General features: G+C 54.2%; 21 protein-coding genes. 13 read left to right on the top strand and 8 right to left on the bottom strand.

Annotated elements, in window-relative coordinates; all coding sequences use genetic code 11:
- Positions 1-432: 432 nt before the first annotated feature.
- Complete coding sequence (gene iolC, locus ACI2J2_RS21465) at positions 433-2,361, top strand: 5-dehydro-2-deoxygluconokinase (protein WP_404760823.1); 1,929 nt, start codon at positions 433-435, stop codon at positions 2,359-2,361.
- Between the two features lie 197 nt (positions 2,362-2,558).
- Complete coding sequence (locus tag ACI2J2_RS21460; RefSeq protein WP_209639217.1) at positions 2,559-3,395, top strand: MurR/RpiR family transcriptional regulator; 837 nt, start codon at positions 2,559-2,561, stop codon at positions 3,393-3,395.
- 158 nt (positions 3,396-3,553) lie between these two features.
- Here the strand turns inward: ACI2J2_RS21460 and iolB are convergent, their stop codons facing one another.
- Positions 3,554-4,375 (bottom strand): 5-deoxy-glucuronate isomerase, encoded by an 822-nt coding sequence (gene iolB, locus ACI2J2_RS21455; RefSeq protein ID WP_404760822.1) that lies wholly within the window; start codon positions 4,373-4,375, stop codon positions 3,554-3,556.
- A gap of 139 nt (positions 4,376-4,514) precedes the next feature.
- On the bottom strand, positions 4,515-6,020 hold the full coding sequence (locus ACI2J2_RS21450; protein ID WP_265556053.1) for a CoA-acylating methylmalonate-semialdehyde dehydrogenase: 1,506 nt from the start codon (positions 6,018-6,020) through the stop codon (positions 4,515-4,517).
- Positions 6,021-6,583: 563 nt separating this feature from the next.
- On the opposite strand from ACI2J2_RS21450, the gene ACI2J2_RS21445 reads away from it, so the two are divergent.
- Both ACI2J2_RS21445 and ACI2J2_RS21440 read left to right on the top strand, forming a co-directional pair.
- Positions 6,584-8,011, top strand: a complete 1,428-nt coding sequence (locus ACI2J2_RS21445) for a sugar porter family MFS transporter (RefSeq protein ID WP_209639224.1) — start codon at positions 6,584-6,586, stop codon at positions 8,009-8,011.
- A gap of 46 nt (positions 8,012-8,057) precedes the next feature.
- Positions 8,058-8,894, top strand: coding sequence for a TIM barrel protein (locus tag ACI2J2_RS21440; RefSeq protein ID WP_404760821.1), 837 nt, complete (start codon positions 8,058-8,060; stop codon positions 8,892-8,894).
- A 98-nt stretch (positions 8,895-8,992) separates the two neighbouring features.
- Here the strand turns inward: ACI2J2_RS21440 and fetB are convergent, their stop codons facing one another.
- The 5 genes from fetB to ACI2J2_RS21415 form a co-directional block, all read right to left on the bottom strand.
- The gene (gene fetB, locus ACI2J2_RS21435; protein WP_209639230.1) at positions 8,993-9,766 is read right to left on the bottom strand and encodes an iron efflux ABC transporter permease subunit FetB; all 774 of its coding nucleotides are present in this window, start codon (positions 9,764-9,766) and stop codon (positions 8,993-8,995) included.
- Positions 9,753-10,430: an iron efflux ABC transporter ATP-binding subunit FetA gene (gene fetA / locus ACI2J2_RS21430; protein WP_209639233.1), complete on the bottom strand. Its 678-nt coding sequence runs from the start codon at positions 10,428-10,430 to the stop codon at positions 9,753-9,755. The genes fetB and fetA overlap by 14 nt, the downstream gene beginning before the upstream one ends.
- A gap of 188 nt (positions 10,431-10,618) precedes the next feature.
- Positions 10,619-10,900, bottom strand: a complete 282-nt coding sequence (locus tag ACI2J2_RS21425; RefSeq protein WP_209639236.1) for a FaeA/PapI family transcriptional regulator — start codon at positions 10,898-10,900, stop codon at positions 10,619-10,621.
- 15 nt (positions 10,901-10,915) lie between these two features.
- Positions 10,916-12,052, bottom strand: coding sequence for an FKBP-type peptidyl-prolyl cis-trans isomerase N-terminal domain-containing protein (locus ACI2J2_RS21420; RefSeq protein ID WP_404760820.1), 1,137 nt, complete (start codon positions 12,050-12,052; stop codon positions 10,916-10,918).
- Between the two features lie 2 nt (positions 12,053-12,054).
- Positions 12,055-12,468, bottom strand: a complete 414-nt coding sequence (locus ACI2J2_RS21415; protein WP_209639242.1) for a hypothetical protein — start codon at positions 12,466-12,468, stop codon at positions 12,055-12,057.
- 762 nt (positions 12,469-13,230) lie between these two features.
- Here ACI2J2_RS21415 and ACI2J2_RS21410 point away from each other — a divergent pair.
- The 9 genes from ACI2J2_RS21410 to ACI2J2_RS21370 all read left to right on the top strand — a co-directional run bounded on the left by ACI2J2_RS21410 (position 13,231) and on the right by ACI2J2_RS21370 (position 22,249).
- Positions 13,231-13,761 carry a fimbrial protein gene (locus tag ACI2J2_RS21410; protein ID WP_209639245.1) on the top strand — a complete coding sequence of 177 codons (531 nt, stop codon included), beginning with the start codon at positions 13,231-13,233 and terminating at the stop codon, positions 13,759-13,761.
- 86 nt (positions 13,762-13,847) lie between these two features.
- A complete protein-coding gene (locus ACI2J2_RS21405) occupies positions 13,848-14,399 on the top strand; it encodes a fimbrial protein (protein WP_404760819.1) in 552 nt (183 codons plus the stop codon).
- A gap of 98 nt (positions 14,400-14,497) precedes the next feature.
- The gene (locus tag ACI2J2_RS21400) at positions 14,498-16,999 is read left to right on the top strand and encodes a fimbria/pilus outer membrane usher protein (protein ID WP_265556058.1); all 2,502 of its coding nucleotides are present in this window, start codon (positions 14,498-14,500) and stop codon (positions 16,997-16,999) included.
- A 19-nt stretch (positions 17,000-17,018) separates the two neighbouring features.
- Positions 17,019-17,774 (top strand): molecular chaperone, encoded by a 756-nt coding sequence (locus ACI2J2_RS21395; protein ID WP_404760818.1) that lies wholly within the window; start codon positions 17,019-17,021, stop codon positions 17,772-17,774.
- 11 nt (positions 17,775-17,785) lie between these two features.
- A complete protein-coding gene (locus ACI2J2_RS21390; RefSeq protein WP_061808539.1) occupies positions 17,786-18,400 on the top strand; it encodes a fimbrial protein in 615 nt (204 codons plus the stop codon).
- 14 nt (positions 18,401-18,414) lie between these two features.
- Entirely contained in the window at positions 18,415-19,419 is a 1,005-nt protein-coding gene (locus ACI2J2_RS21385; protein WP_404760853.1) for a fimbrial protein, read from the top strand.
- Positions 19,420-19,436: 17 nt separating this feature from the next.
- Complete coding sequence (locus tag ACI2J2_RS21380) at positions 19,437-19,976, top strand: fimbrial protein (protein ID WP_209639253.1); 540 nt, start codon at positions 19,437-19,439, stop codon at positions 19,974-19,976.
- A gap of 24 nt (positions 19,977-20,000) precedes the next feature.
- Entirely contained in the window at positions 20,001-21,635 is a 1,635-nt protein-coding gene (locus ACI2J2_RS21375; RefSeq protein WP_404760817.1) for a Wzy polymerase domain-containing protein, read from the top strand.
- A gap of 2 nt (positions 21,636-21,637) precedes the next feature.
- Entirely contained in the window at positions 21,638-22,249 is a 612-nt protein-coding gene (locus ACI2J2_RS21370) for a LuxR family transcriptional regulator (protein ID WP_209639258.1), read from the top strand.
- Positions 22,250-22,261: 12 nt separating this feature from the next.
- Here ACI2J2_RS21370 and ctlX read toward each other — a convergent pair whose 3' ends face one another.
- Complete coding sequence (gene ctlX / locus ACI2J2_RS21365) at positions 22,262-23,188, bottom strand: citrulline utilization hydrolase CtlX (RefSeq protein WP_265556062.1); 927 nt, start codon at positions 23,186-23,188, stop codon at positions 22,262-22,264.
- Positions 23,189-23,196: the final 8 nt, after the last annotated feature.

Here is a 23,196-nt window from a genome sequence, read left to right as displayed (position 1 = left end):
TAAGCGACGATGTGAAACGTGAAGCGATTATAAACAAATATATTTTTCATAAAATCACATTACAGAAGAAACATTTCATTTTGCGATAAAGATCGCATTATGATGAAAACCCCGTTTCATCCATGCCTTTATAATTCACTGACTTAGCCGTCCTTTCCTCCGTTGCAACCGACTGCCCGTCGTCGCTGAAATCACCGCAACCCTTGATAGGGTCTGGCCGTCATGCAAGGTCTGTCTCCGCCGTTGGCGGAGGCTTTCCCGGCAAGCAGGGCGCTGCTTTACGCTGATTTAACCGCAATAGTGAGGCTGTTTTAAATGCATCACATTTCCGGGGTATAAATTTCATTCAATCTTGAAATTGAAATTTTTATTCCTCATACTTCGAAATATGCTTTGCAGTCGGGGTTTGGCTTAATACAGAAGGAAACGGGTATGGCTACACAAGAAAAACAGCTTGATGTCATTTGTCTCGGGCGTATTGCCGTCGATTTCTATGCACAACAGATCGGCGCACGCTTGGAAGATGCCAGCACATTCTCAAAATATCTCGGCGGCTCTTCCGGCAACGTGGCCTATGGCACCGCAATCCAGGGCCTGAAGTCCAGCATGTTGGCCCGCGTCGGCGATGAGCATATGGGCCGTTTTCTGCGTGAAGAATTGCAACGCGTCGGTGCCGACACACAAAGCCTGATCACTGACCCACACCGTCTGACCGGGCTCGTGATCCTCGGTATCAAAGATCAGGAAACCTTCCCGCTGATTTTCTACCGCGAAAACTGTGCCGATATGGCGCTGACGCCGGACGACATCGACGAATCCTATATCGCGTCATCACGCGCGCTGGCGATTACCGGCACGCACCTGTCACACCCAAATACCCGCGCCGCGGTATTAAAAGCACTGGAATACGCCCGCCGCCACGGACTGCGCACCGCACTGGATATCGATTATCGGCCAGTACTGTGGGGCTTGACGTCCCTGGGCGACGGAGAAACCCGCTTTGTCGAGTCAGAAAAAGTGACCCGCGAGCTGCAGGAAGTGCTGCGCCACTTTGATCTGGTCGTCGGCACCGAAGAGGAATTTCATATTGCCGGTGGCAGTACCGATACCCTGACCGCCCTGAAAAACGTGCGCAAGGCAACACAGGCGACATTGGTCTGTAAGCGAGGCGCACAAGGCTGTTCAGTGTTCGAAGGCGAGATCGCCGCCGACTGGCAACAGGTAAAACTGCATTCCGGCGTGCGGGTTGAAGTCCTGAACGTGTTAGGTGCAGGTGATGCCTTTATGTCGGGTTTGCTACGTGGCTATTTGAATGATGAAGGCTGGGATCAGGCCTGCCGTTATGCCAATGCCTGTGGCGCACTGGTGGTTTCACGCCACGGTTGCGCACCTGCGATGCCCAGCAAACAGGAACTGGATGATTATCTGCAACGCGAACAGGAAGTGAAACGCCCTGACCGTGATGAGCGACTTAACCATCTTCACCGGGTCACCACGCGTAAACAGCAGTGGCCCGAACTGTGCGTGTTCGCCTTTGATCATCGCAAACAATTGGCGGATATGGCGCGAGAAGCCAACGTCAGTGAAGAACGCATCCCTAAACTGAAGACACTGCTGCTGACCGCGGCACAACAGGCCGCTGAAGTGGCCGGGCTACGGGGTAATAGCGGGATTTTGGCCGATACCACCTATGGCCAGGCCGCACTGAACGAGATTACCGGTCAGGGATGGTGGATCGGTCGGCCAGTCGAACTGCCAGGTTCACGCCCGCTGCGGCTGGAACACGGTAGCATTGGATCTCAACTGATCGATTGGCCACAGGAACACGTGGTGAAATGTCTGGTGTTTTACCACCCACATGACGCCGTTGAGCTGCGTCGCGAACAGGATGAGCTGATTAGCGATGTGTATCGCGGTTGCTGCAAGTCTGGCCATGAACTGCTGCTGGAAGTGATCCTGCCGGAAAGCAACGCCGACAAGAACGAAACCTATTATCTGGACATGCTGCAACATTTCTACGCGCTGGGCATTAAGCCGGACTGGTGGAAATTGCCGCCGTTGAGTGCAGAGAACTGGCAGCAGGTCGGCGCCTTGATCGACGCTAACGATCCTTTCTGCCGTGGCGTACTTATCCTGGGGCTGGACTCACCGGAAGAAACGCTGAAGGCCGGCTTCGCTGCGGCTGCCGACGCACGCTGGGTGAAAGGTTTTGCCGTTGGCCGCACCATCTTCGGCCAACCTTCACGGCGTTGGTTGCAGGGTGAACTCGATGACGCGGCGTTAATTGAGCAGGTGAAACAAAAATACCTGACGCTGATCGGTTTCTGGCGCCAATATCGCCCAACCTCCCACCAGCCTTAAGCGCAGAACCCGCCCCTTAAACGGATTTTCGCCGCTTTAAGGGGATTTTTTTGCCTGTTTTCTGTGAAGTCACGCAACTTGCAATCGAATAAATCGCTTTTTGGTGAAATGAAATTTCCACTCCATCTGTTAGAATGTCATGTCAATAATTCAGGCGTCAGGCCGATACGCCTTAGCCCACACTGCGAGCCGAATGGATGAACAACCCAACTCAACTTTCGCTGTTACAGGACGAAATCCGCCACCGCTATGAAACGCTGAGCAAGCGTTTAAAGCAGGTGGCGCGTTACATTTTGGATAACAGTAACAGCATTGCTTTCGATACCGTCGCCTCCATTGCCGCACAGGCCAGCGTCCCGCCTTCCACCCTGATCCGCTTCGCCAATGCCTTTGGCTTCAGCGGGTTCAACGAAATGAAACAGGTTTTTCGCCAGCACCTGATGGAAGAAACCGTCAACTATACCGAGCGGGCGCGCCTGTTCCGTCAGACCTCGACCGACGATAACGTCGCACCGGAAAAGCCGGCGGAAATCCTTAACGTTTTCACCATGGTCAACGCTCAGGCGTTACAACAGTTGGCAATGCAAACCAGCCCAGAGCAGTTGGATCGGGCGGTTGAGTTACTGAACAACGCCGAGAATATTTACGTGATTGGTTTGCGCCGCTCATTCAGCGTCGCCTCCTACCTCACTTATGCGTTACGCCACCTGGAACGCAGGGCATTTCTGATCGACGGATTGGGCGGCATGTTTACCGAGCAGCTCAGCATGGTGAAACCTAATGACGTCGTGATCGCCATCAGTTACTCGCCTTATGCTCAAGAAGCGCTGGAACTGGTTGAATTGGGTGCCAAGAGCGGCGCACAACAAATCGCGATTACCGACAGCCAGGTTAGCCCGCTGGCCGCCTTCAGCGACGTGTGCTTTGTCGTGCGTGAAGCACAGGTGGACGGTTTCCGTTCCCAGGTCGCGTCAATGTGTCTGGCGCAGACGCTGGCGGTATCGCTGGCATTGAATAACGCCAAAGAAGAGTAATATACCCGTCATACTTGAAGCTGCCTCTGTGTTGGCTGCATTCACTTACCCGAATCACTGACCAGTGTAAGCTCATCGGGATAAGTTCCCTTGCCGCCTGGAGGCAACTCCAATTATTTTGGGTATAGCCAAGCCCGGAAAACCGGGCCTGTTAAGGATTATTTAGCCGCCGGATAACCGTCGGTGTTGATCCAGGCGTGGTCTTTTTCCCAAGTGAATTTCCACAGCCGCACCGGCCCTGCCATCACATTGAGATAATAGTTGTCGTACCCGGCCAACGTCGCCACCGGATGATAGCCGCGCGGTACCTTGACCACGTCACGGTTATACACCGGCATGCACTCGTCCAGTGAGCGATCGTCGGTATACACCCGTTGCATACAAAAACCCTGTTCCGGCTGAATCCGGTGATAGTAGGTCTCTTCCAGATAGGTTTCATCCGGCGAGTCTTCCTGATCGTGCTTGTGGCTAGGGTACGAACTGGTATTGCCTTCATCCGTATACACCTCTACCACCAGCAAACTGTCTGCCGGTTCGCTATCAGGCAGAATATTGTGTACCAGACGCTGATTGCGTCCCTTGCCTCGACGTTCGACGCCGACCTCCGCTGGCGTGATCAAGCGCGATGGCAGGTGGCCATGACCCGGTGCGCTGCAGACCGCCAATTCCAGGGCGCTTTCCGCCCGCACTTCAATCTTGTCGTGATGCGGCACGTATACCGCATAAGGCGGTGTGCGTTCGAACGGGCTCATGCGTTTGCCGATGCTCGGGTATTCCGCCCGCAGGGTGGAAACGGACGCGATGCCCGCGACTAACACCAGGCACAGTTCTTTGTCGCCACTTTCCAGGCGCAGCGATTGGCCTGCCTCAAGGCGATAAACATCGAACCCGACAAAGCGCCAGCCGGCATTCTCTGGGGTGACATGCTGAATACGGCCCTGATCGTCCGGCTGCTGACACTTGGCAAGTAGTGAAGACATGGAAATCCTCCCTTTTGAGAATAAATATACCCAAAATAATTGGAGTTGCATCATCGTAGGGGCGCTGCATGCTGCGCCCGCATTAATCGGGGCGAATTTATTCGCCCCCTACAGGGTGACTGTGAAGGGTATAAGGACGTTAACCCAACGTCGGCATACTGTATTCAGACACCGTTTGCTGCCCCGCCGGCCAACGGGCAGTGGCCGTTTTCATGCGTGTGTAAAAACGCACGCCGTCAGTGCCATGGACGTTCAATGCCCCAAACACCGAGCGCTTCCAGCCACCGAAGCTGTGAAATGCCATCGGAACCGGAACCGGGACGTTAACCCCGACCATGCCAGCCTGCACTTCGTGCACAAACTGACGCGCGTAGTGGCCGTTACTGGTAAAGATGGCGCTGCCGTTGCCAAACTCATGGCTATTTACCGTATCGATCGCCGTCTGGTAATCCGGTACGCGGACAATGCCCAACACCGGTCCGAAGATCTCTTCACGGTAGATACGCATGTGCGGTTTGACGTGGTCGAACAGCGTGCCGCCAACATAGTAGCCGTCCGGGTAACCCGGCACCTGATAATTGCGCCCATCGGCGACCAGCGTTGCGCCCTCTTCGACGCCCAGATCGATATAACCCAGTACCTTCTTCTGGTGAGCAGAGGAAACCAATGGCCCCATTTCGTTTTCTTCACCGCCCTGCTGGATCCCAGGACCCACACGCAATTGGGCGATCAAGGGCTTCAACCTGGCAATCAGTTTATCCGCCGTGTCATCACCGACGACCACGGCAACGGGCAACGCCATACAACGCTCACCGGCAGAGCCAAACGCGCCGCCCATCAGGGCATTGACTGTCGCATCCAAGTCGGCGTCCGGCATAATGATGGCCTGGTTTTTTGCCGCGCCGAAAGCCTGCACCCGTTTGCCGTGGGCACTGGCCGTCGTATAGATATGCTCCGCCACGGCCGACGACCCCACAAAGCTCACCGCCTGAATGTACGGGTCGGTACACAGCTGCGCGGCGTCTTCGTTAGCGCAATGCACCACGTTGAATACGCCGTCCGGCAGGCCAGCCTCTTTCAGCAATTCCGCCATCCGTACCGATGCCGAAGGCACCAATGCCGGTGGTTTAAGTACGAAAGTGTTACCGCAGGCCAACGCGATAGGGAACATCCACATCGGTACCATTGCCGGGAAATTGAACGGGGTGATGCCCGCCACCACACCTAACGGCTGCATCAACGAAAAACTGTCTACGCCGCTGCCTACATCCGCTGAATATTCACCTTTGATCAAATGCGGAATGCCGCAGGCAAACTCAACCACTTCAATCCCGCGGGTCAGCTCGCCCAAGGCATCAGAGTAAACCTTGCCGTGTTCACTGACGATTAACGCCGCCAGCTCATCGCGATGCTGTTCCAGCAGTGCCTTAAAATTGAACATGATGCGCGCACGGCGCAGCGGTGTGGTGCGTGACCAATCGGCAAACGCCTGGTGGGCCACATCGATGGCCTGCTTTACCTCGGCGGCGGTGCTTTGCGTGACCCGACGCTCAACCTGCCCAGTGGCCGGGTTGTGCACGTCGACGGTTTGATTGCTGCTGCTCAGGCACACCTGCCCGCCAATAAAGTTACCCACGGTTTTCATGTCTCGCCCTCTTTTAAGTCTGCTGTCGCCGAACGCTGTGCGCAGTGCCGCACACCCTGGCGTTTTCATCACACCGCTTACCGGGTTAACCCCATAAGCAGGCTAAATCCTGACCTGATGAAGCAAACTCTATTTCATTGAAAAAAAAGTTTCAAATAAATTATTTTAGAAAATTTGTTTTTAGTGAGAGAGGTAGCAGTTTTGCCAGGACATCAGGCACGCCGGTTACATTTGAGGAAAAAACCTGTGATGTCGGCCCGCCGTAGGGTCGTGGGGATTAGCCCTGACTTCTATACAGAAATAGGCGATCCGCTCGGGAATACGTTGAAAAGGGTTGATCAAGGATAGTGCTGCCGTGCTTGTGGGATGTGCGCGTTTTTTTTTGAACTGGATCTAAAAATCAATATTTCATTATTCACTAATTATGGAATAAATGTTCTTGTTTAGAGAAGACCTATTCCAATATCACCGCCTAATGACAGGCACGGTTCACACCCTTCCGCCTCCCTCTTACCGACAACCTACTGCGCGGGTGGAAGCCAGGATAAAAATCGGAGCAACACATGTCATCTCAGCGTAAACACAACACCGGGTATATATTGCGAATTTGCGGCATTGCGGCACTCGGCGGCATTCTGTTCGGTTACGATACTGCCGTGATCTCCGGCGCAATCGAAGCCCTAAAAGTCTATTTTAATCTCAGCCCGGTCGAAACCGGCTGGGCCGTTTCTAACGTGGTAATAGGTTGTGTGGTCGGGGCTTTTGGCGCCGGGCCACTGGCCGCGCGCTACGGCCGGAAAAAAGCGTTGATGCTGGCAGCCTTGCTGTTCACCATCTCGGCCATTGGTGCGGCCCTGGCTAACACCTTTAGCTGGTTTGTGATTTACCGCATTATCGGGGGGTTGGCCGTCGGTATTGCCGCCACCGTTTCCCCAATGTACATGTCGGAAGTCTCACCAAAAGACATGCGTGGCCGTGCGCTCAGCATGCAGCAATTTGCCATCGTGTTTGGCCAGATCGTGATTTTCTACGTTAACTTCAAAATCGCCAGCATCGCCAGTGAAGCCTGGCTGGTCGAAATGGGCTGGCGCTGGATGATCGGTTCAGAAGTCATCCCCTGCATTTTGTTCTTGATGTTGGTATTCATCATCCCGGAATCACCGCGCTGGAGCGTCATGGTCGGTCGCGACGATCAGGCTTTGGCGATGTTGACCAAAATATCCAACGCAACGCATGCGCAAAGATTGCTGCAAGAAATCAAAGACTCACTGCATCAAGACCAGAAACAACACCAGCAGAAGCTGAACTACGGTGACATACGGGTACGTTTCATTCTGTTTGTCGGCTGCATGATCGCCATGTTGCAACAGGTTACCGGTGTTAACGTGATGATGTACTACGCGCCGATGGTGCTGAAAACCGTCACCGAAAATGCCCAGGAAGCACTCTTCCAAACGATTTGGATCGGCGTGCTGCAATTGGTGGGTTCGGTGATCGGCGCCATGCTGATGGATCGCATCGGTCGTATTCCGCTGATGCGTTACGGCACGCTCGGCGCTATCGCCGGGTTGCTGATCACCTCTTATGCGCTCTACACCCAAGCCACTGGCTATTTCGCCTTGTTCGGCATGCTGTTCTTTATGGTGTTCTACGCGCTGTCATGGGGGGTCGGAGCATGGGTTTTGGTATCAGAAATCTTCCCTAACCGCATGCGGGCACAGGGTATGAGCATCGCCGTCGGCTGCATGTGGCTGGCCAACTTTGTCGTGTCGCAAACCTTCCCGATGATCAACGACAACCCTTACCTGTTCTCCAGTTTCCACGGGGCCTTCCCAATGTGGATTTTCGCCGCCTGCTGCCTGTTCAGCTACTGGTTTATCGGCCGCTATATTCCCGAAACCAAAGGCGTATCGCTGGAGAAAATGGAAGACGTGGTGATGGCCAAACGCTATCGCCAGCCACGGCCCGAAACACAACGCACGCCGCTGTAAGTCGGTAAATCTTAGGTTTTCGCCCCTATCTCAGGAGTCATGCATCATGACCATTGCGCCAGACCGCTTTTGCATCAACCGTAAGATCGCGCCAAATCTCGATATAGAACACTTTTTCGCGCTGGTGAAAAAGTGCGGGCTCAGCAAAGTTGAGCTGCGCAACGATATGCCGAGCGGCAAGGTGACCGATAACCTGAGCAACGATCAAGTCAATGCGTTGGCAGCACAATACGGTATCGACATTATCACGATCAACGCCCTCGGTATGTTTAACCTCTTGGACGATCAGACTCGGTTGTTAGCCAACGCCGAGGCGCTGTTGTCGCAAGCTTGGGCCATTCATAGTCAGGCGGTGGTATTGTGCCCGCATTGCAGCGCAGGGGATTCACGCAGCGAAGAGCAGAAAAAAACCGATACATTGGCCGCCCTGAAGCTACTGGCGCCCCTGTTCAAACAATACGGTGTGCAGGCCTATGTTGAGCCCCTGGGGTTCGGTATCAGTTCGCTGCGCTCATCGTTACTGACACAGTCTCTGATCCGCGATTCCGGCGCACCCTATAAAATCGTGCTGGATACCTTCCACCATTATTTGAGCGGTGTCGCACAGCCTGAGTTTGATGCGCAGATTCAGATAGAGGGTATTGGTTTGGTGCACCTTTCCGGGGTGGAAGATCCACGGACAAAAAATGCGTTAAGCGATGAAGAACGCATCATGCTGAGTGACAAAGACAGACTGGAGAGCAAAGCACAGGTGCAGAATCTGGAGCGCCTCGGTTACACCGGCATTTACGCCTTCGAGCCGTTCTCTTCACAGTTGGACACCTGGACAGAAGCCGATATAACACGTGAGATCCGCCAGAGTATCGCCCTGCTGCAAGGGTAATGCGCACGTCAGTGTCAAAGGGGTAGGGGTCGAGCATGCTCGGCCCGATTTAACCTGGCGCAGCATGCAGCCCTCCCCTTCCCTCTGGCCGTTCGGGGTTATTTCAAATGGCTAATCACCAATTGGTGACGCGTATTGTAGAACTTACGGTACGCCAGATAGCAGGCAATAATCGTCGACAGGCTAGCGGTAGAAAGCAACATAAAGGTGACCATTATCTGGTACTTAATTGCTTTGACGGGATCAATGCCGGCGAAGATCAAGCCTGACATCATGCCCGGCAGGCTGACCAGACCCACGGTCTTGGCCGAATCGACCGTAGGGATCAACGACGCGCGGATGCTGTCACGGATCAACGCCGCCGAGGCAAACTTCGGCGAGGCCCCCAGGCTGAGCATCTCCTGAATCTTTTGCTGATCGCTTTTAAAACGCTGCCCAAGGTTGTTGTAGCACAACCCGACGGCGACCATCGCGTTGCCGGCTACCATGCCGGATATAGGGATCACCTGCATGGGGGTAAACTCTATCGAGCCGGTCAGCACCAACACCACCAAGGTCAATACGGCCCCGGTAGTGATGGCAATAAACGACGTCACAAACGCATGATCGATATATTTACTGCGTTTTTTCGCGTTGTAAGCGGCGTTAACACAGATGAACAGCACCATCAGCACCGTAAGAATGGCGTTATTCACATCAAAAATATATTTCAGTACATAGCCGACAATAATCAGCTGCACCACCGCCCGGCAAATGCTCCAGATAATGTCTTTTTCCAGTGCCAGCTTTTCTTTATGGCTGATTAAAATGGCAATAATCACCAACACCATCGACAGGGCTAAGGATTCATTGCTGATATTATGCTGATTCATCGGTTTTCTCCTGTGCCCGAGCGCCGTGTGCACGCAAGGTAATCACATCGTCCGCATGGGTGATTTCATCTTTATCGTGTGTCACCCACAGCACGGCGACGCCCTGCTGCACGACCAACTGATGAATAATTTCATTGACGTTGCGTTTGTTATCTTCATCTAACGCGCTGGTAATCTCATCCAATAACAACACCTTGGGCATAAACTGCAGATTACGGATCAATGAAATACGCTGCTTCTCTCCACCCGATAATTCGTTAACGCTTTTTTTCAGCATATTCTCCGGCAAACCGAAACGCGCCAGGTCGGACCGCATTTTTTGCTCATCCGGCTTTTGCTTACGAATCTGGTAAGGCAATGCAATATTGTCATACACGCTGTCGCCAAAAAGCGCGGGTGTTTGAAAACAATAAGAGACCTGTTGGCGGTATTCTTCTGGCGATATATCGGTAATGGGCTTACCGGCAAAAATAATGTGTCCCCGGGTCGGGTCGATCAGAGAGGAGACGATTTTAAGCAGGGTACTTTTTCCACAGCCAGAGGGGCCGGTAATCAGTTTAAATTCCCCCTGATTCAAGCCGAAAGAGACAGAATCCAGAATAACCTGCTCGCCTATTTGATAATGAATATCATCCAATAACAGTAGTTCTTTGCTTTCCTTCATTATTAGCCCGTATCCCTCATAGCAATATTTTCACTCAGGCGGCCAGTATAGGGCTTCGAAAAACACACTGGCAATGGCTGGTCATGAGTCGTAACAAAGGATTCGGGCTGAGGAGCGTGTCGCCCCACAGCCCTCTATTAATCTAATCCGCTGTGAAAGATAGTCAAAAACACAAGGCAGGAAAGGAATTACACTTTTTTTGGCGATACGCAAATATACCAGCGTAACGAGTTATTGATACTGCGATGGGTACAGCTCACTTTACCCTCTTTTTCCAATGCCAATAATAATGTGCGCGTGGTGTAAATATTCTCGCCGCATTTATCCGCCAGTTCCCGGGTTTTAGGCCAGTGTTCCGGCGCGGGTGGATGATGCCCTCCCGCCCCGGCGGCACGTTCCATACACAGTTTTCGTAACACGTTTAGCATATGTGACTTCCTGATTTCATATGTTACCGGCACCTTGGCCATCGCGTTCTCCTTGAGTTACTTTCGCCTACTCCTGTCCTGCGGTAACGCGTCGGCTACGCGCAGGGTGTAAATCATGGTTGCTCCCGGTGGAATAGCAGGTGGACTTCCCTTATCGCCATACGCCAGCGCAGGGGGGACCACCAGCGTAATGGATCCGTGTTTGTTCAGTTTGCTGATGGCTGCGCGAAACAACGGTGGGTATTTTGCTAACGGCTGTGAAATCACCGTGCCGGCGACGTCCATATCCTTAATCACTTGCCCACCCGGCAGGCTCTCGCGCACCACAATATCGACGTTGTCATCTGCGGCTATCTCACCACTGCCGGCATAATCCACGCGGTAATAGAAGCCGAGTGGATCCTTTTGCACCCCAGGTTGTTTGGCGAAATCGGCAAGGTAAGCCTTGCCATCCTGCCCAACGGCCTGCTGCCGTTTCTGCTGAACCTGTTGCAGTACCTCGTCTGCCGCCTGCAACGCGCTGTCAACGGCCGCATCATCCAGCCGCGGCTTGCCCGTCAGCGTATCGGCGATGCCCGCCAGCAAACGTGATCGATCGACATCGATACCCAGCAGGCGGTTCTCTTCTTGCAGCTGCACGATGTCACGCCCAAGCGAAACGCCAGCGGCATAGGCCTGTTTATCCACATCGCTGGCCAGCGATGGCGGTTGCCGCAGGGTTGCCAACTGATGGCGAAGCCGCTGCAACTGCCGATCTTGCTCTGTGGCGACCCGTTGTTGCCGTGCCAAGGATGCCGCCATGGCGACCAGCGCCGGGGGAGGTGCGATGGCCCGACGGATCCCCTTCAGCGCCGCCACCAGTGGTTGAATATCAACAACGGGTGCCTCGATGACTGGCATAGGTAGCGCATTCTGAGCCGCCAATTTCTGCTCCAGCAGACGGATAGTTTCAGCCTGTTGCTGTAAGGTCTGATTCAACGCTGCCAACCGAGCCCTCTCCGCCCCCATTGACGTGGCAAGTTTGGGCTTGGCGATAGCCGGCTTCTGCGTCGCAGGTGGGGCTTTTTCCGCCACCGGCGCCGCCTGCTGCTCGGCAAATTTCAACAGCGCGGGAATACCGTCATCCCCCGCAAACGCCGTCTGTCCCGCCAATAACAACAGCAAAGCAGCGGCTCCTTCCGCGCACTTTCTCATCGCTATAAGCTCTCTACCCGGCTGGACAGATCGGACATCAGCTCATGTTCAACGTCAGCGCAGAATTTCTCGGTTTTATACTTATAAAGCGCGTCTATCGCCTTACGTGTGCTTTCATCAACATTGCTGCGAATACCGGCATATCCAGAAGCGTTGGTGAGTAATCCATTAAAATAAGCAATCCGTTTCTGATAGCTTTGCGGATTAATATTCTTAAGTGAATTAACCCGCTGCTGACAGAGCGCGATACGTTGCTCATCGGTTTTTTCCTTAGGATTGTTCTGTGAAACATTTTTCACAGCAACAGTACCAACACTGTTTTTCCCTGCACAACCTGACAGCAGTAAGAAAGACATTATCAGTACAGATGTAGTGACTGCAGAACGGCGCATTGAATCATTAATTATGGTAATCATTCCGTTTATCATCTCTTAATTATCACTTAGGTCATTATTATGTCGCGAAGCCCTGCGGGATCTGACCGTTTCTGATTAATCCTAACGAGTTAAATAACAAAAAATCGCAATAACGGAAGGGAATGGGTAATAATCCCGCCCCACTGACATTGTTATAATTTTGTTAAACACCGAAAAGAAGTTATCGTCGCAACGATGAATAAAAGCCGCATTTCAAGCCAGTATTACTGACCTGCTTACCTTTCAAAACAAAGAGTTAACTTTTACCCCATGATTAACAGCCAGAATTCATCATCTGCTGTCTGATGGCGATATTATCAAAACAATATTGTTAATTGTAGTGTGAACGCTAATTCTGGCGATCTAATATCTCGCATATTGCCATTTATATAGTCATTTATTCTGGATAATATTTGTATACGATCTATTGATTTTCAATCATATATATTTCTTTTTCCTTTTGGTTTTATATTCTGTATTTGACTTAAATTAATAAAAGCTATTCCCAATCACGCCTATTATTTGCAAGAATAATCCCAGCAAGACGCTATGGTGATATACCTATTTTTCTTTTAAGGATTTCGATTTTACGAATTCTGAAAACTTTCGTTATTCACTCATGAATAATGGAGGGTGGCGTATTGCCCAGAGCAAAAGGATCTGGCTCCAACTACGGCGTCGGCGACATGACGTTGCTGCTGTTGTGGGGGATTTAGATGTGCTGTTCTTTTTATTTAAATACTCTCTACAGGAACTTGAGAAATGAAACTGAATAAATTAATGCTGGCAACTGTGATTGCTTTCGCTTCCGCATCTGTTGCTCATGCCGCATCTAACCAGGGTAGCGGTAAAGTCACTTTTACCGGTGAAATTATTGATGCGCCATGCAGCGTAGCACCGGAATCTGTTGATCAGACTGTACCTATGGGCCAAATCAGCAGCCGTCTGCTGGCTAAAGAAGGTAAATCCAGCTCCGAGCCATTCAGCATCGAACTGAAAGACTGCTCCATCGCGACGATGAAGAACGTCCAAGTGACCTTTACAGGTACCCCGGATCCAGATAACAACAAACTTCTGGCTCTGAGCGGCACCGCAACCGGCGCTGGCATCATGATCTATGACAACCTGCATTCCAAAGATGTTGAGCTGGGTACAGCAACCGACGGCCAGGGCCTGACCGAAGGCAACAACTCCCTGAAATTCGCCGCCTATCTGCAAGGCAGCAGCGCTTCTGGCGCCGTGGTTCCAGGCGAATTCACCAGCGTTGCAAACTTCACTCTGGCATACCTGTAATCCCCTCGGGGACGCCGTATTGGTGTCCCCGTTTTACCTGTACGGATAGTGGGTAACGGGACCAAAGGCAACAGGGAGACGCCAGCATGACAAACCCAATTTTGGGCGTACTGCTTATCACGCTCAGCGTGTGTAGCGCAGAAGCGGCGGCAAAAAATCAGGGCCACGGCACGCTCAGTCTGGGCGGCGAAATCGTCGAAACCCCGTGCGGCATTGCCAGTGAAAGCCTGGATCAGACCGTCGATTTCGGGCTGGTATCCATGACCGATGCCTCCTTGGGTTCACAGCCGGTCCTGATCGGCAGCCGACGCAATTTTGAGATCAAGCTGGTGAATTGCGAACTGGCCAGCATTGTAAAACCCGACTTTATCTATCGCGCCGCCACCGTCACTTTCGACGGTACCGCAGACAGCCGGGATCCCGCGTTATTGGGTGTTTATGGTGAAGCACAGGGCGTAGCCATTGAGCTGCTGACTGCAGCCGGTACCCCGATCCCCTTAGGTAGCACCACCGCGGATTACCAGATCGTTGCCGGCGACAATACGCTGCGCTTTGGCGCCCAGCTACGCATTCAGCCTGACAGGGCCCGAGCCGGCGGATTCAACTCACTGGCAAAATTTACCCTGTCTTATCTGTAACGCCTTGATAGGCGAGTGCCAATTTTTGGCACTGAATGACATCACGTATTACGTATTCAGGTCGTACAGGATGACCTGCTATTGGGCGCGGATTTGCCATGAGTGATTATTCTATGACGTCATTACTGACACGGAAAAAAATACCCCTCACCGTCATTCTATCTTTCCTCTGGGTGCATTCGGCTTTTTCCGCCACGGAATTTAATACCGACGTATTAGATATTGGCGAACGCAGTAAAGTGGATTTATCACGCTTTTCCGACGCCGATTACGTCATGCCCGGCGCCTATCTGCTGGATATTAAAATCAACCAGAAAACCCTGCCCCAGCGCAGCATTCACTATTATCCGTCGTCGGATAAACAGGATCGCTCCCGTGTCTGCCTGCCGCCGGATCTGGTCGAAAAAATGGCGCTAAAAGAAGAGGCCGCCAAGAAAATCACCCTGTGGCACGACAACAGCTGCGCCGATATCAGTGGCATCAAAGGGGCGACGATTTCCGATCGTATCGGCGGCGGCGTACTGGCGATCACTATCCCCCAGGCCTGGATGAAATATTCCGATCCGGATTGGACGCCACCGGAACAATGGGATGACGGCATCCCCGGATTGCTCCTGGATTACAGCATCAGCGGCCAGGTCGGTAAACAGAGCCACAATAACAACACCGCAGAAAATCTCAGCAGTTACGGGACCGTAGGTGCCAACCTGGGTGCCTGGCGCCTGCGCGCTGATTATCAGGCCAATTACAACCAGCAGGCCGGCGAACGCGACAGTCATTTCGACTGGAACCAGATCTACGCCTACCGCGCGCTGCCGATGCAGGCCGCCAAACTGACCCTTGGCGAAATTTTCCTCGACTCGGGCGTGTTCGATTCCTACCGTTTTACCGGCCTGAATCTGGCCAGCGACGAACGCATGCTGCCGCCAAACTTGCAGGGCTATGCGCCGGAAGTTCGCGGTATTGCCAAAAGCAATGCCAAGATTACCGTGTCGCAAGAAGGCCGCACCTTGTATGAAACGACCGTGCCCGCCGGGCCGTTCGCCATCCAGGATCTCAACAGCTCGGTACGTGGCCGACTGGACGTGAAAGTGGAAGAGCAGGACGGCAGCGTGTCCACTTTCCAGGTAGATACCGCGACCATCCCTTACCTGACTCGCCCTGGCTATGTGCGCTACAACGTCGCCGTGGGCAAACCCTCAGCTTACGATCATCGCATGCAGGGGTCGTTATTCTCCGCCAGTGATTTCTCCTGGGGGCTGACCAGCGCCTGGTCACTGTACGGCGGGGCACTGATTGGGGGTGATTACAACGCCTGGGCTCTCGGCCTGGGCCGTGACCTGAACGTGTTTGGCGCCATGTCGGTGGATGTGACTCAGTCCATCGCCCGCCTGCCCAACGAACCGACCGCCAGTGGCCTGTCATTCAAGGTCAACTACGCCAAACGTTTCGATGAGTTGAACAGCCAGATTACCTTCGCCGGCTACCGCTTCTCACAGCGTAAATTCATGAACATGTCGCAGTATCTGCAAGAACGCTACAGCGATTACGATGAACGCTACGACGGGCGCCAGAAAGAGCTGTACACCATTACCGCCAGCAAAACCTTTATGGCGGAAGACAGCGCCAAAGCGATCACCGCTTACCTGACCTATTCGCACCAAACCTATTGGGACGCGAGGGCACAGGATCGTTACGGATTGTCCGCCAGCAAATTATTCAACGTCGGCAATGTCAGCAACATCACCGCATCGCTGTCGGCGTATCGCACGACCTACCACGGCCGTACCGATGACAGCGTGATGGTGAACTTCAGCGTGCCCATTGGCGATCGCCGCCGAGTGGGTTACTCGCTGCAAACCAGCAACAGCGACGTTACACAGATGGCGTCCTACAACGACTACACCGATCCGAACAACACCTGGCAGGTCAGCGGCGGCTTTAACCAATCCGGTAAATCACTGGCCCGTGGCTACTACAGCCATAACGCGTCATTTGGCTCGCTCAACGCCAGCGCGTCTTACCAGCAGGACAGCTACTCGTCGATTGGCGGTACTTTCCGCAGTGGCATTACCGCTACCCGACATGGCGTTGCCGCGCACCAAAACTCCAGCAACGGCGGCAGCCGGATGATGCTGGATACCGACGGTATTGCCGGGGTGCCAATCAACAACGGCCGCGCCTACAGCAACCGCTTCGGCCTGGCGGTGATCTCCGACATCACCAGTTACTACAACACCGACACCCGTATCGACGTCAATACGCTGGCAGACGATGTTGAAGCCACCCGCGCGGTGGTGCAAGGCACGCTGACCGAAGGTGCCATCGGTTACCGCCACTTTGAGGTCGTGAAAGGCAGCAAACTGCTGGCCACCATCAAACTGGCCGACGGCAGCGAGCCGCCGTTTGGTGCCACGGTGCTGAGCGAGCGTGGCCGCGAAGTGGCGGTAGTGAACGACGGTGGCTCGGTCTATCTGACCGGTGTACAGCCGCAAGAGCAACTGGATGTCGCCTGGGAAGGCCAGCGCCAGTGCCGCATTGTCATACCGGGCGCCGCCAAGCCGCTGGACCAGCTGTTGCTGCCGTGCGCCAAACTGTAATCCGTAACACAGAGAATTGATGACTATGAATAACTCACCGTTAGCAAAAATGGCCGCGCTGGGCCTGGCATTGGCCGCTGCAGCCCCTGTCGCCAATGCGGCAATATCGCTGGATCGTACGCGTGCCGTCTACCTTAGCGACGCGAAATCCATCAGCCTGAATATTGTCAACGAGAACAAGGAACTGCCTTTCCTGGCCCAGTCTTGGCTGGAAAACGAACAGCACCAGAAAATCACGTCGCCTCTGGTGGTGTTGCCGCCATTGCAGCGGGTTGAGGCCAACGAACGCAGCGTAGTGCGTATCACCAAGACCCCGGAGGCCGATCGCCTGCCGCAGGATCGCGAATCGGTGTTCTATTTCAACCTGCGTGAAATTCCGCCAAAAAGCAGCAAAACCAATGTGATGCAGTTGGCGCTGCAAACCCAGATCAAACTGTTTTACCGGCCAAAGGCTATCGTCGCGCCAAAAGGTGACGTGTGGCAGGAAAAGCTGGTGTTCAACAAAAGCGCTGGCGGCTTCACCGTTGAAAACCCTACGCCGTTTTATATCACCCTGACCGGCATGACCCGTCAGACGCAGAAACAAGGTGGCGGCGCACTGAGCGATTTCCAGCCCGTCATGCTGAAACCGAAATCCAGCGAAACCCTCAAGCTGCGCGACAACGGCCTCAACAGCTTTGTCATCACCTATATCAATGACTACGGCGGCCACCCTGAGCTGCGCTTTGCCTGTAACGGCAGCGTCTGCAATGCCGTGCCCGATGCGAAAAAATAAGGAGATCCCACATGGCTGAATTCACCGGCGGCCGTCTGCGGCCCCTGCTGCTCGGCGTGTTGCTGTTCACCGGCAGCGCAACGGCGGCGACGCCACTGGGCGTAATCCAAGGCACCACGGGCACCGTCAGCTTTCATGGCGGCCTGCTCAGTTCCCCCTGCAGCCTGACGCCGGACAGCCAGGATCAGGCCATTGATTTGGGCGACGTCAACGCACGTGACTTCCAAAATGCCGGCGACCAGAGCACGCCGGTGCGTTTTCGCCTCTCGTTCCGCAACTGTCTGCTGGGAGCCAAGGCACTCGCGGATAACCCGGCAGGCCAGCGAAACGGCGATGCCGGGCAGCTTTATTTAAAAGGTGAGCAAGCGGCCACGCTGGTGTTTCTCGGCGACAGCGATATCAACAACCCGGATCTGCTGAAACTTAACGGCGGCGTGCAAGGTATTGGCCTGCGGTTGAAGGATCAGCAGGGGCGTGCGCTGTCACTCAACCAACAGAGTCAGCCCTACATTCTGCAACCCGGCAGCAATACGTTGTGGTTCAGCGCCAGCGTGGAATCAACGCAGCGGGCAGTGATGGCGGCCGGCTTTTCCGGCGTGGCGCACATTCAGGTGATTTACCTGTGAGGTTCAAAAACGCGATGAAAAAAACCTACCTGAACGCTTGCCTGCCGCTGGCACTGGCGCTGTCGGCCCCTGTAGTTTGGGCAAACGGCTATGTGACGCCAGACGGCGGCCCGAAGCCGTTTTATATCGATCTGAACGAAACCAACATTACCAATACCGTCGGTTTTACCAAAGAGTTCACCTACTCATTAGGCGGTCAATATACCGGCAAAGCCTATTGTGATACGCCAATCCCCCGCAGCCCACACTTTTATAAGTCGGATTCGGCGTTGCCGCCTTCCGAATACGGCAACGGTTATTTAAAACTGAATGACTACCTGGATTTAAAAGCCGAGGTGTGGATTGCCGGTAATAAAAAGGCCTATGTCACCGTGCCTTTTTACAACGTCTCCAATGAATACACCAACCACTCATGTAATCCGCCTTATGCGCAGATTAATAACTATGAAAGCGGATCCAAGGGCAAGGTCACCTTCCGGGTGCGCAAAAAAATCATCAACGGCGTGCAGATTAATGACCGGCAAATCATCGAGATGTATGGCCGGTTAGGATCAACCGACGCAGGGTTCGGCCCTAACCCGATGGCGCAGGTGTTTATTCAGTCCGCCATTTTGTATGTGCCGGATAAATGCGTGGTGAATGAGGGCCAACTGATCAACGTCGAATTCGGTGAAATCAGCGGCAGCAACCTGAACGGCACCAGCTATCCACAAAGCATACCGGTGCGTTTTCAGTGTGAAGGCGGCAGCTTCGAAGACGGCACGCTGAATATCAAACTGGCGGTTTCCGGCACCCCCGCGTCCTTCAGCAACAACGCGTTTAAAACCGATAAAACCGATCTCGGTATCGAGATCAAACATAACGGTAGCCTGGTGATCCCCAATGAGTTTTACCCGGTGCCCAACATCGGTAACGGCGGCAGTTGGAATTTGGTTGCCGCACCGTTGGCCAACGGCGGTAAGGAAATCGCGGAAGGGGAATTTAACGCCTCAGCCACCATAGTGGCAGCCTTCGAGTAGCCCAGGGAGAAAAGACGATGCGTTTGCGTGCCTTAGCACTATTGAGTTGCACACCCTTATTGTTTGCAACGCTGCCCACCCTGGCAGATACCGAACTGGTCGGTTCGCCATTACAGTTTCACGGCACCGTCGTGAGCCGACCGTGCAATATTGAGCCGCAATCGGCCGATCAGGTGGTGGAGATGGACACCGTGATCGTCAAAACCCTGTATCGCTACGGTCACAGCAACCCGGTGCCGTTCAACATCAAGCTGACCGACTGTAAAACGTCGGTGTTCAAATCGGTCAATGTCACCTTCAGCGGCACCGAAGACAGCGAACTGCCGGGCAAACTGGCGATCAATAACGGTACCAACGGTGCCGCCATCGCCCTGTTTGACAGCAAGGGGGCCGACATTGATTTGAACCAGGCCACCAGCGCAGTGGCATTGCAGGACGGTGCCAATATCCTGAATTTCACCGCCTATGTGCAAGGCCACCCCAGCGCGATACAGAATAAAACCATTACCGAGGGTGAATTCAGCTCGGTGGCCAACTTCGTACTGGCTTACCAGTAAGCCCGGCGGTTGCAGGAAAACGTCATGATGTCCAAACCCAAAGCGGCCTGGTTATTCGGGCTGGCGGCATTTTATTGCCTGATCGCCATGCACATTTACTGGCCCAATCGCGGCGGCAGCGGGTTTTACCTGCCGTGGAATCTGGTCGGCGGGATTTTCATCGCCCTGACAGTTATCGGCGCGATGTTGTTCAGCCGCCCGCCGTTAGTGACCTCGGCCTTTTTTAACCGGCTGGCGCTGGGCGGCCTGATTCTATTATTGCCGTTGTTATGGGCAAAGCAGCCCTGGCTCAGTGAAGCCCTGCCGCGTCTGATGGGGCTGGTACTCGGCGTGCTCGCTTACTTTGCACTGCTGCAAATTCCGCTCGACCGCGTACGCAGGCGCAACCTGCTGATGCTGTTATTGGCAGCAACGGTGATCGAGGCCGTGTTCGGCCTGGTGCAATACGCGCTGCTGCAACCTGGTAACTGGATCGGTTACAACAGCCTGAAAAATCGCCCTTACGGCATCTTCCAACAATGGAACCTGATGGCCAGTTTTATGGCCACCGGCCTGGCGTTGGCGCTGTATCTGTTGAGCACCCGTCGCCCTTTGCCGCGCCACCTGCAATGGCTGGCAGCAAGCATGCTGGTGCTGGCACCGCTGTTGTTGATCGTTATTGCCTCACGCGTTGGGGTGCTGGCGGCCATATTGCTGTCGCCGTTCCAGCTGTGGGTGCTATACCGCCTTCATCGCCGCCGTGCCGCCGTCGCCGTGCTTTTACTGATTGCCGGGATAGCCGCTGGACTGCTGCTGGTAATGCTTAACGGTGCCACAAGGGCAATCACCGTGGCGGAGCCGATTGTTTATCGACTGGCCTACTGGCTGGAAGCGTTGCGCATGATCGCCGAGCGCCCCTGGTTCGGTTGGGGCTATGGGCATTTCCAGCACGATTTCCTGCATCACTTTTACACCACCCATAGCACGGGTATGGAAACTGTCGCTATCAGCCACCCGCACAACGAAATATTGCTGTGGGGCGTCGAAGGCGGCTTGTTGAGCCTGGGCGGTGTCGCCGTGATCTGCTGGGGGTTTTGGCGCTTGCTGCAACGCACGCGCGCGCTGCCTTTGCGCCCTGCCCCCTGGATGGCGGCGCTGCCCATCCTGCTACATATGATGGTGGAGTACCCACTTTACCTTTCTGCTGCCCATGCGGTGCTGCTGCTGGCGATCCTGCGCGCCGCCGACGTGCCCCGCCGTTTGCCGCTGCGCTCCCGTGCTCAAACCCCGCTGCGGCTGGCCGCCGCAGGCATCGCGGCATTGATGGTGCCTTATCTGCTCAATGGCCTGCACAGCGCGTTGATTATTACCGCCGTGGAAAAAAGTGGCCTGCGGCAATTCGACCCTATGGGCCGGGTCATCACGCCGACGCCCTGGCAGGTGCGTTACGACTACGACGTGCAGTTACAACGGCTGCTGCAATACCCGCAAACCCGTGATACGGCGACGTTGCTGAGCTACCAACAGTGGGCGGAAAACGAAATCCGCGTGCGTCCGGACGCCAATATTTACATCAACCTGATGGCCGTCAGCCGATTGCTGCAACACCCCGAGCGAGCCGCCAGTCTGCAACGTCAAGCCAAGCGACTGTTTCCGCACGATCTGCGCTTTGAGGAGTAACTATGCTTAATATTCGGTTCACCCTGTTGGGTAACGATAAATTTTATCAGCTTGGTCTGCGCCTGTTGGTCGAAGATTACCTTAATGGTCTCAATGCAAGCCGTCGTGGTTATTCGGCTGATTTGCAGGAGCTGGAGCCGATAGAAATTATCTTCCGCACGCTGGAAGAGGGTTGCGGCTGTGCCCGCTGTTATCAAAGCCCTTATCAGACGCCACGCCACCGGCAAATGACCGTACTGATCCTCAACGATCGCGAAGCTCACTATGCGCATAAGCATCCGGCGCTGTTTTGCATTAATCGGCGCGACGATGACGCCGTCATCCGTAGCAAGCTACAACTGGCATTGGAACGTTTCTGCCAGCAACCCTGGGTCGCCTTGCACGCCAGTGGCATCTGGAAATGCCGGCAATGCCGCATCGCCGCCCTGAGCCACTGCGAAAAAAAAGTGCTGAGGCTGATGAGCACCGGCATGTCTGCCTGCACCATCGCCGGCATGTTGCACCGCAGCCAAAAGACAATCAGCGCCCATAAACGCTCGGCAATGCGCAAGCTCAACGTCAACAAGAGCACCGAGCTGAACAAAATGTTGCTCAATCAATTGGGATTAGGCTAAGTATGGGCCGGCTCAGGCCAGCGAGAGCTTCTTTGGCAGGAAAATCTCCGCCAACATGCAGCGCGCCCCGCCGCCGCCGAGATCTTCAATGATATCGATCGGCCCTAACGCCAGGCGGGCATAGCCACCGATCAGCGCTTGCTGCTGTGGCGTGAAGCTGGCCCACGCCCGGGTCGACATGGCGTAAACCGGGTGGCCGTCTTTGGCTCGCAGTTCCAGCACGTTGCAGGCAAAGGCCTCCATCTGAGCGAAGCTGACGTCAATAACGGTTTTTCCGCTACGCTTCAGCGTGGCGATCAGCACGCTTTTTTGCGCTTGGTCGCGGATGCTGGCAAGGCAAACAACGGCATATTGCGCGCCGACGCTCAGCATCACGTTGGTGTGATAAATGGGCCGCTCGAGGCGGTCTGCAGCGTCGAACCAGATAATCCGGTAGCCGGAGTGGTGCTCAAATTCGCGCCCTACGTCCGGCGAACTTCGTGACGACAGACAGGCGTAAGCCAGCTTGTGAACGTGATCCAGGATCAGCGAGCCGGTGCCTTCCAAAAAACGCCCTGTCAGCTCGTAGGCCGAAAGATCAATCTGTCGTTCAACCTTAAAATCGTTGGCGAGCTGCGCAATAATGTCCTCGCGGCGCTCCCGTCGTCGGTTGTTGGCTTCCATCGGAAAGGTGTACAGGCTGCCGTCAGCCAGCAGTGCAATCCAATTATTGGGGAATAACGCATCCGGCGTTTCCTGTCCGCCAGTATCCTCTATCACCGTCACCTCGATGCCAGCTTGCGTCAGCGCGTCGACATAACCGTTAAAGGCGGCTAAAGCTCCCACCGCGTGATCTTCATGATTCACCGCGTTTTTCTGGAAGAAATTACTGTGCCGGGTTTCTTGATTGGCGGCAAAGCCAGATGGCCGAACCATAAAAACGGATTGGGTGGTTTGCATGCTGTTTC

It is taken from the genome of Serratia sp. NPDC087055 (genome assembly GCF_044900985.1).
Taxonomy (GTDB): Bacteria; Pseudomonadota; Gammaproteobacteria; order Enterobacterales; family Enterobacteriaceae; genus Serratia.
Note: the sequence above shows the minus strand (reverse complement) of the source record. Positions and strands in the feature narration are given on the sequence as shown.

Coding starts and splice junctions, on each gene's coding strand:
- ACI2J2_RS21445 (WP_209639224.1), top strand. CDS start 6,584: ATGTCATCTCAGCGTAAACACAACACCGGGTATATATTGCGAATTTGC.
- ACI2J2_RS21375 (WP_404760817.1), top strand. CDS start 20,001: ATGATGTCCAAACCCAAAGCGGCCTGGTTATTCGGGCTGGCGGCATTT.
- ACI2J2_RS21385 (WP_404760853.1), top strand. CDS start 18,415: ATGAAAAAAACCTACCTGAACGCTTGCCTGCCGCTGGCACTGGCGCTG.
- ACI2J2_RS21380 (WP_209639253.1), top strand. CDS start 19,437: ATGCGTTTGCGTGCCTTAGCACTATTGAGTTGCACACCCTTATTGTTT.
- ACI2J2_RS21410 (WP_209639245.1), top strand. CDS start 13,231: ATGAAACTGAATAAATTAATGCTGGCAACTGTGATTGCTTTCGCTTCC.
- ACI2J2_RS21390 (WP_061808539.1), top strand. CDS start 17,786: ATGGCTGAATTCACCGGCGGCCGTCTGCGGCCCCTGCTGCTCGGCGTG.
- ACI2J2_RS21450 (WP_265556053.1), bottom strand. CDS start 6,020: ATGAAAACCGTGGGTAACTTTATTGGCGGGCAGGTGTGCCTGAGCAGC.
- ACI2J2_RS21440 (WP_404760821.1), top strand. CDS start 8,058: ATGACCATTGCGCCAGACCGCTTTTGCATCAACCGTAAGATCGCGCCA.
- ACI2J2_RS21370 (WP_209639258.1), top strand. CDS start 21,638: ATGCTTAATATTCGGTTCACCCTGTTGGGTAACGATAAATTTTATCAG.
- fetB (WP_209639230.1), bottom strand. CDS start 9,766: ATGAATCAGCATAATATCAGCAATGAATCCTTAGCCCTGTCGATGGTG.
- ACI2J2_RS21425 (WP_209639236.1), bottom strand. CDS start 10,900: ATGGCCAAGGTGCCGGTAACATATGAAATCAGGAAGTCACATATGCTA.
- ACI2J2_RS21415 (WP_209639242.1), bottom strand. CDS start 12,468: ATGATTACCATAATTAATGATTCAATGCGCCGTTCTGCAGTCACTACA.
- ACI2J2_RS21400 (WP_265556058.1), top strand. CDS start 14,498: ATGAGTGATTATTCTATGACGTCATTACTGACACGGAAAAAAATACCC.
- ctlX (WP_265556062.1), bottom strand. CDS start 23,188: ATGCAAACCACCCAATCCGTTTTTATGGTTCGGCCATCTGGCTTTGCC.
- iolB (WP_404760822.1), bottom strand. CDS start 4,375: ATGTCTTCACTACTTGCCAAGTGTCAGCAGCCGGACGATCAGGGCCGT.
- ACI2J2_RS21420 (WP_404760820.1), bottom strand. CDS start 12,052: ATGAGAAAGTGCGCGGAAGGAGCCGCTGCTTTGCTGTTGTTATTGGCG.
- ACI2J2_RS21405 (WP_404760819.1), top strand. CDS start 13,848: ATGACAAACCCAATTTTGGGCGTACTGCTTATCACGCTCAGCGTGTGT.
- iolC (WP_404760823.1), top strand. CDS start 433: ATGGCTACACAAGAAAAACAGCTTGATGTCATTTGTCTCGGGCGTATT.
- fetA (WP_209639233.1), bottom strand. CDS start 10,430: ATGAAGGAAAGCAAAGAACTACTGTTATTGGATGATATTCATTATCAA.
- ACI2J2_RS21395 (WP_404760818.1), top strand. CDS start 17,019: ATGACTATGAATAACTCACCGTTAGCAAAAATGGCCGCGCTGGGCCTG.
- ACI2J2_RS21460 (WP_209639217.1), top strand. CDS start 2,559: ATGAACAACCCAACTCAACTTTCGCTGTTACAGGACGAAATCCGCCAC.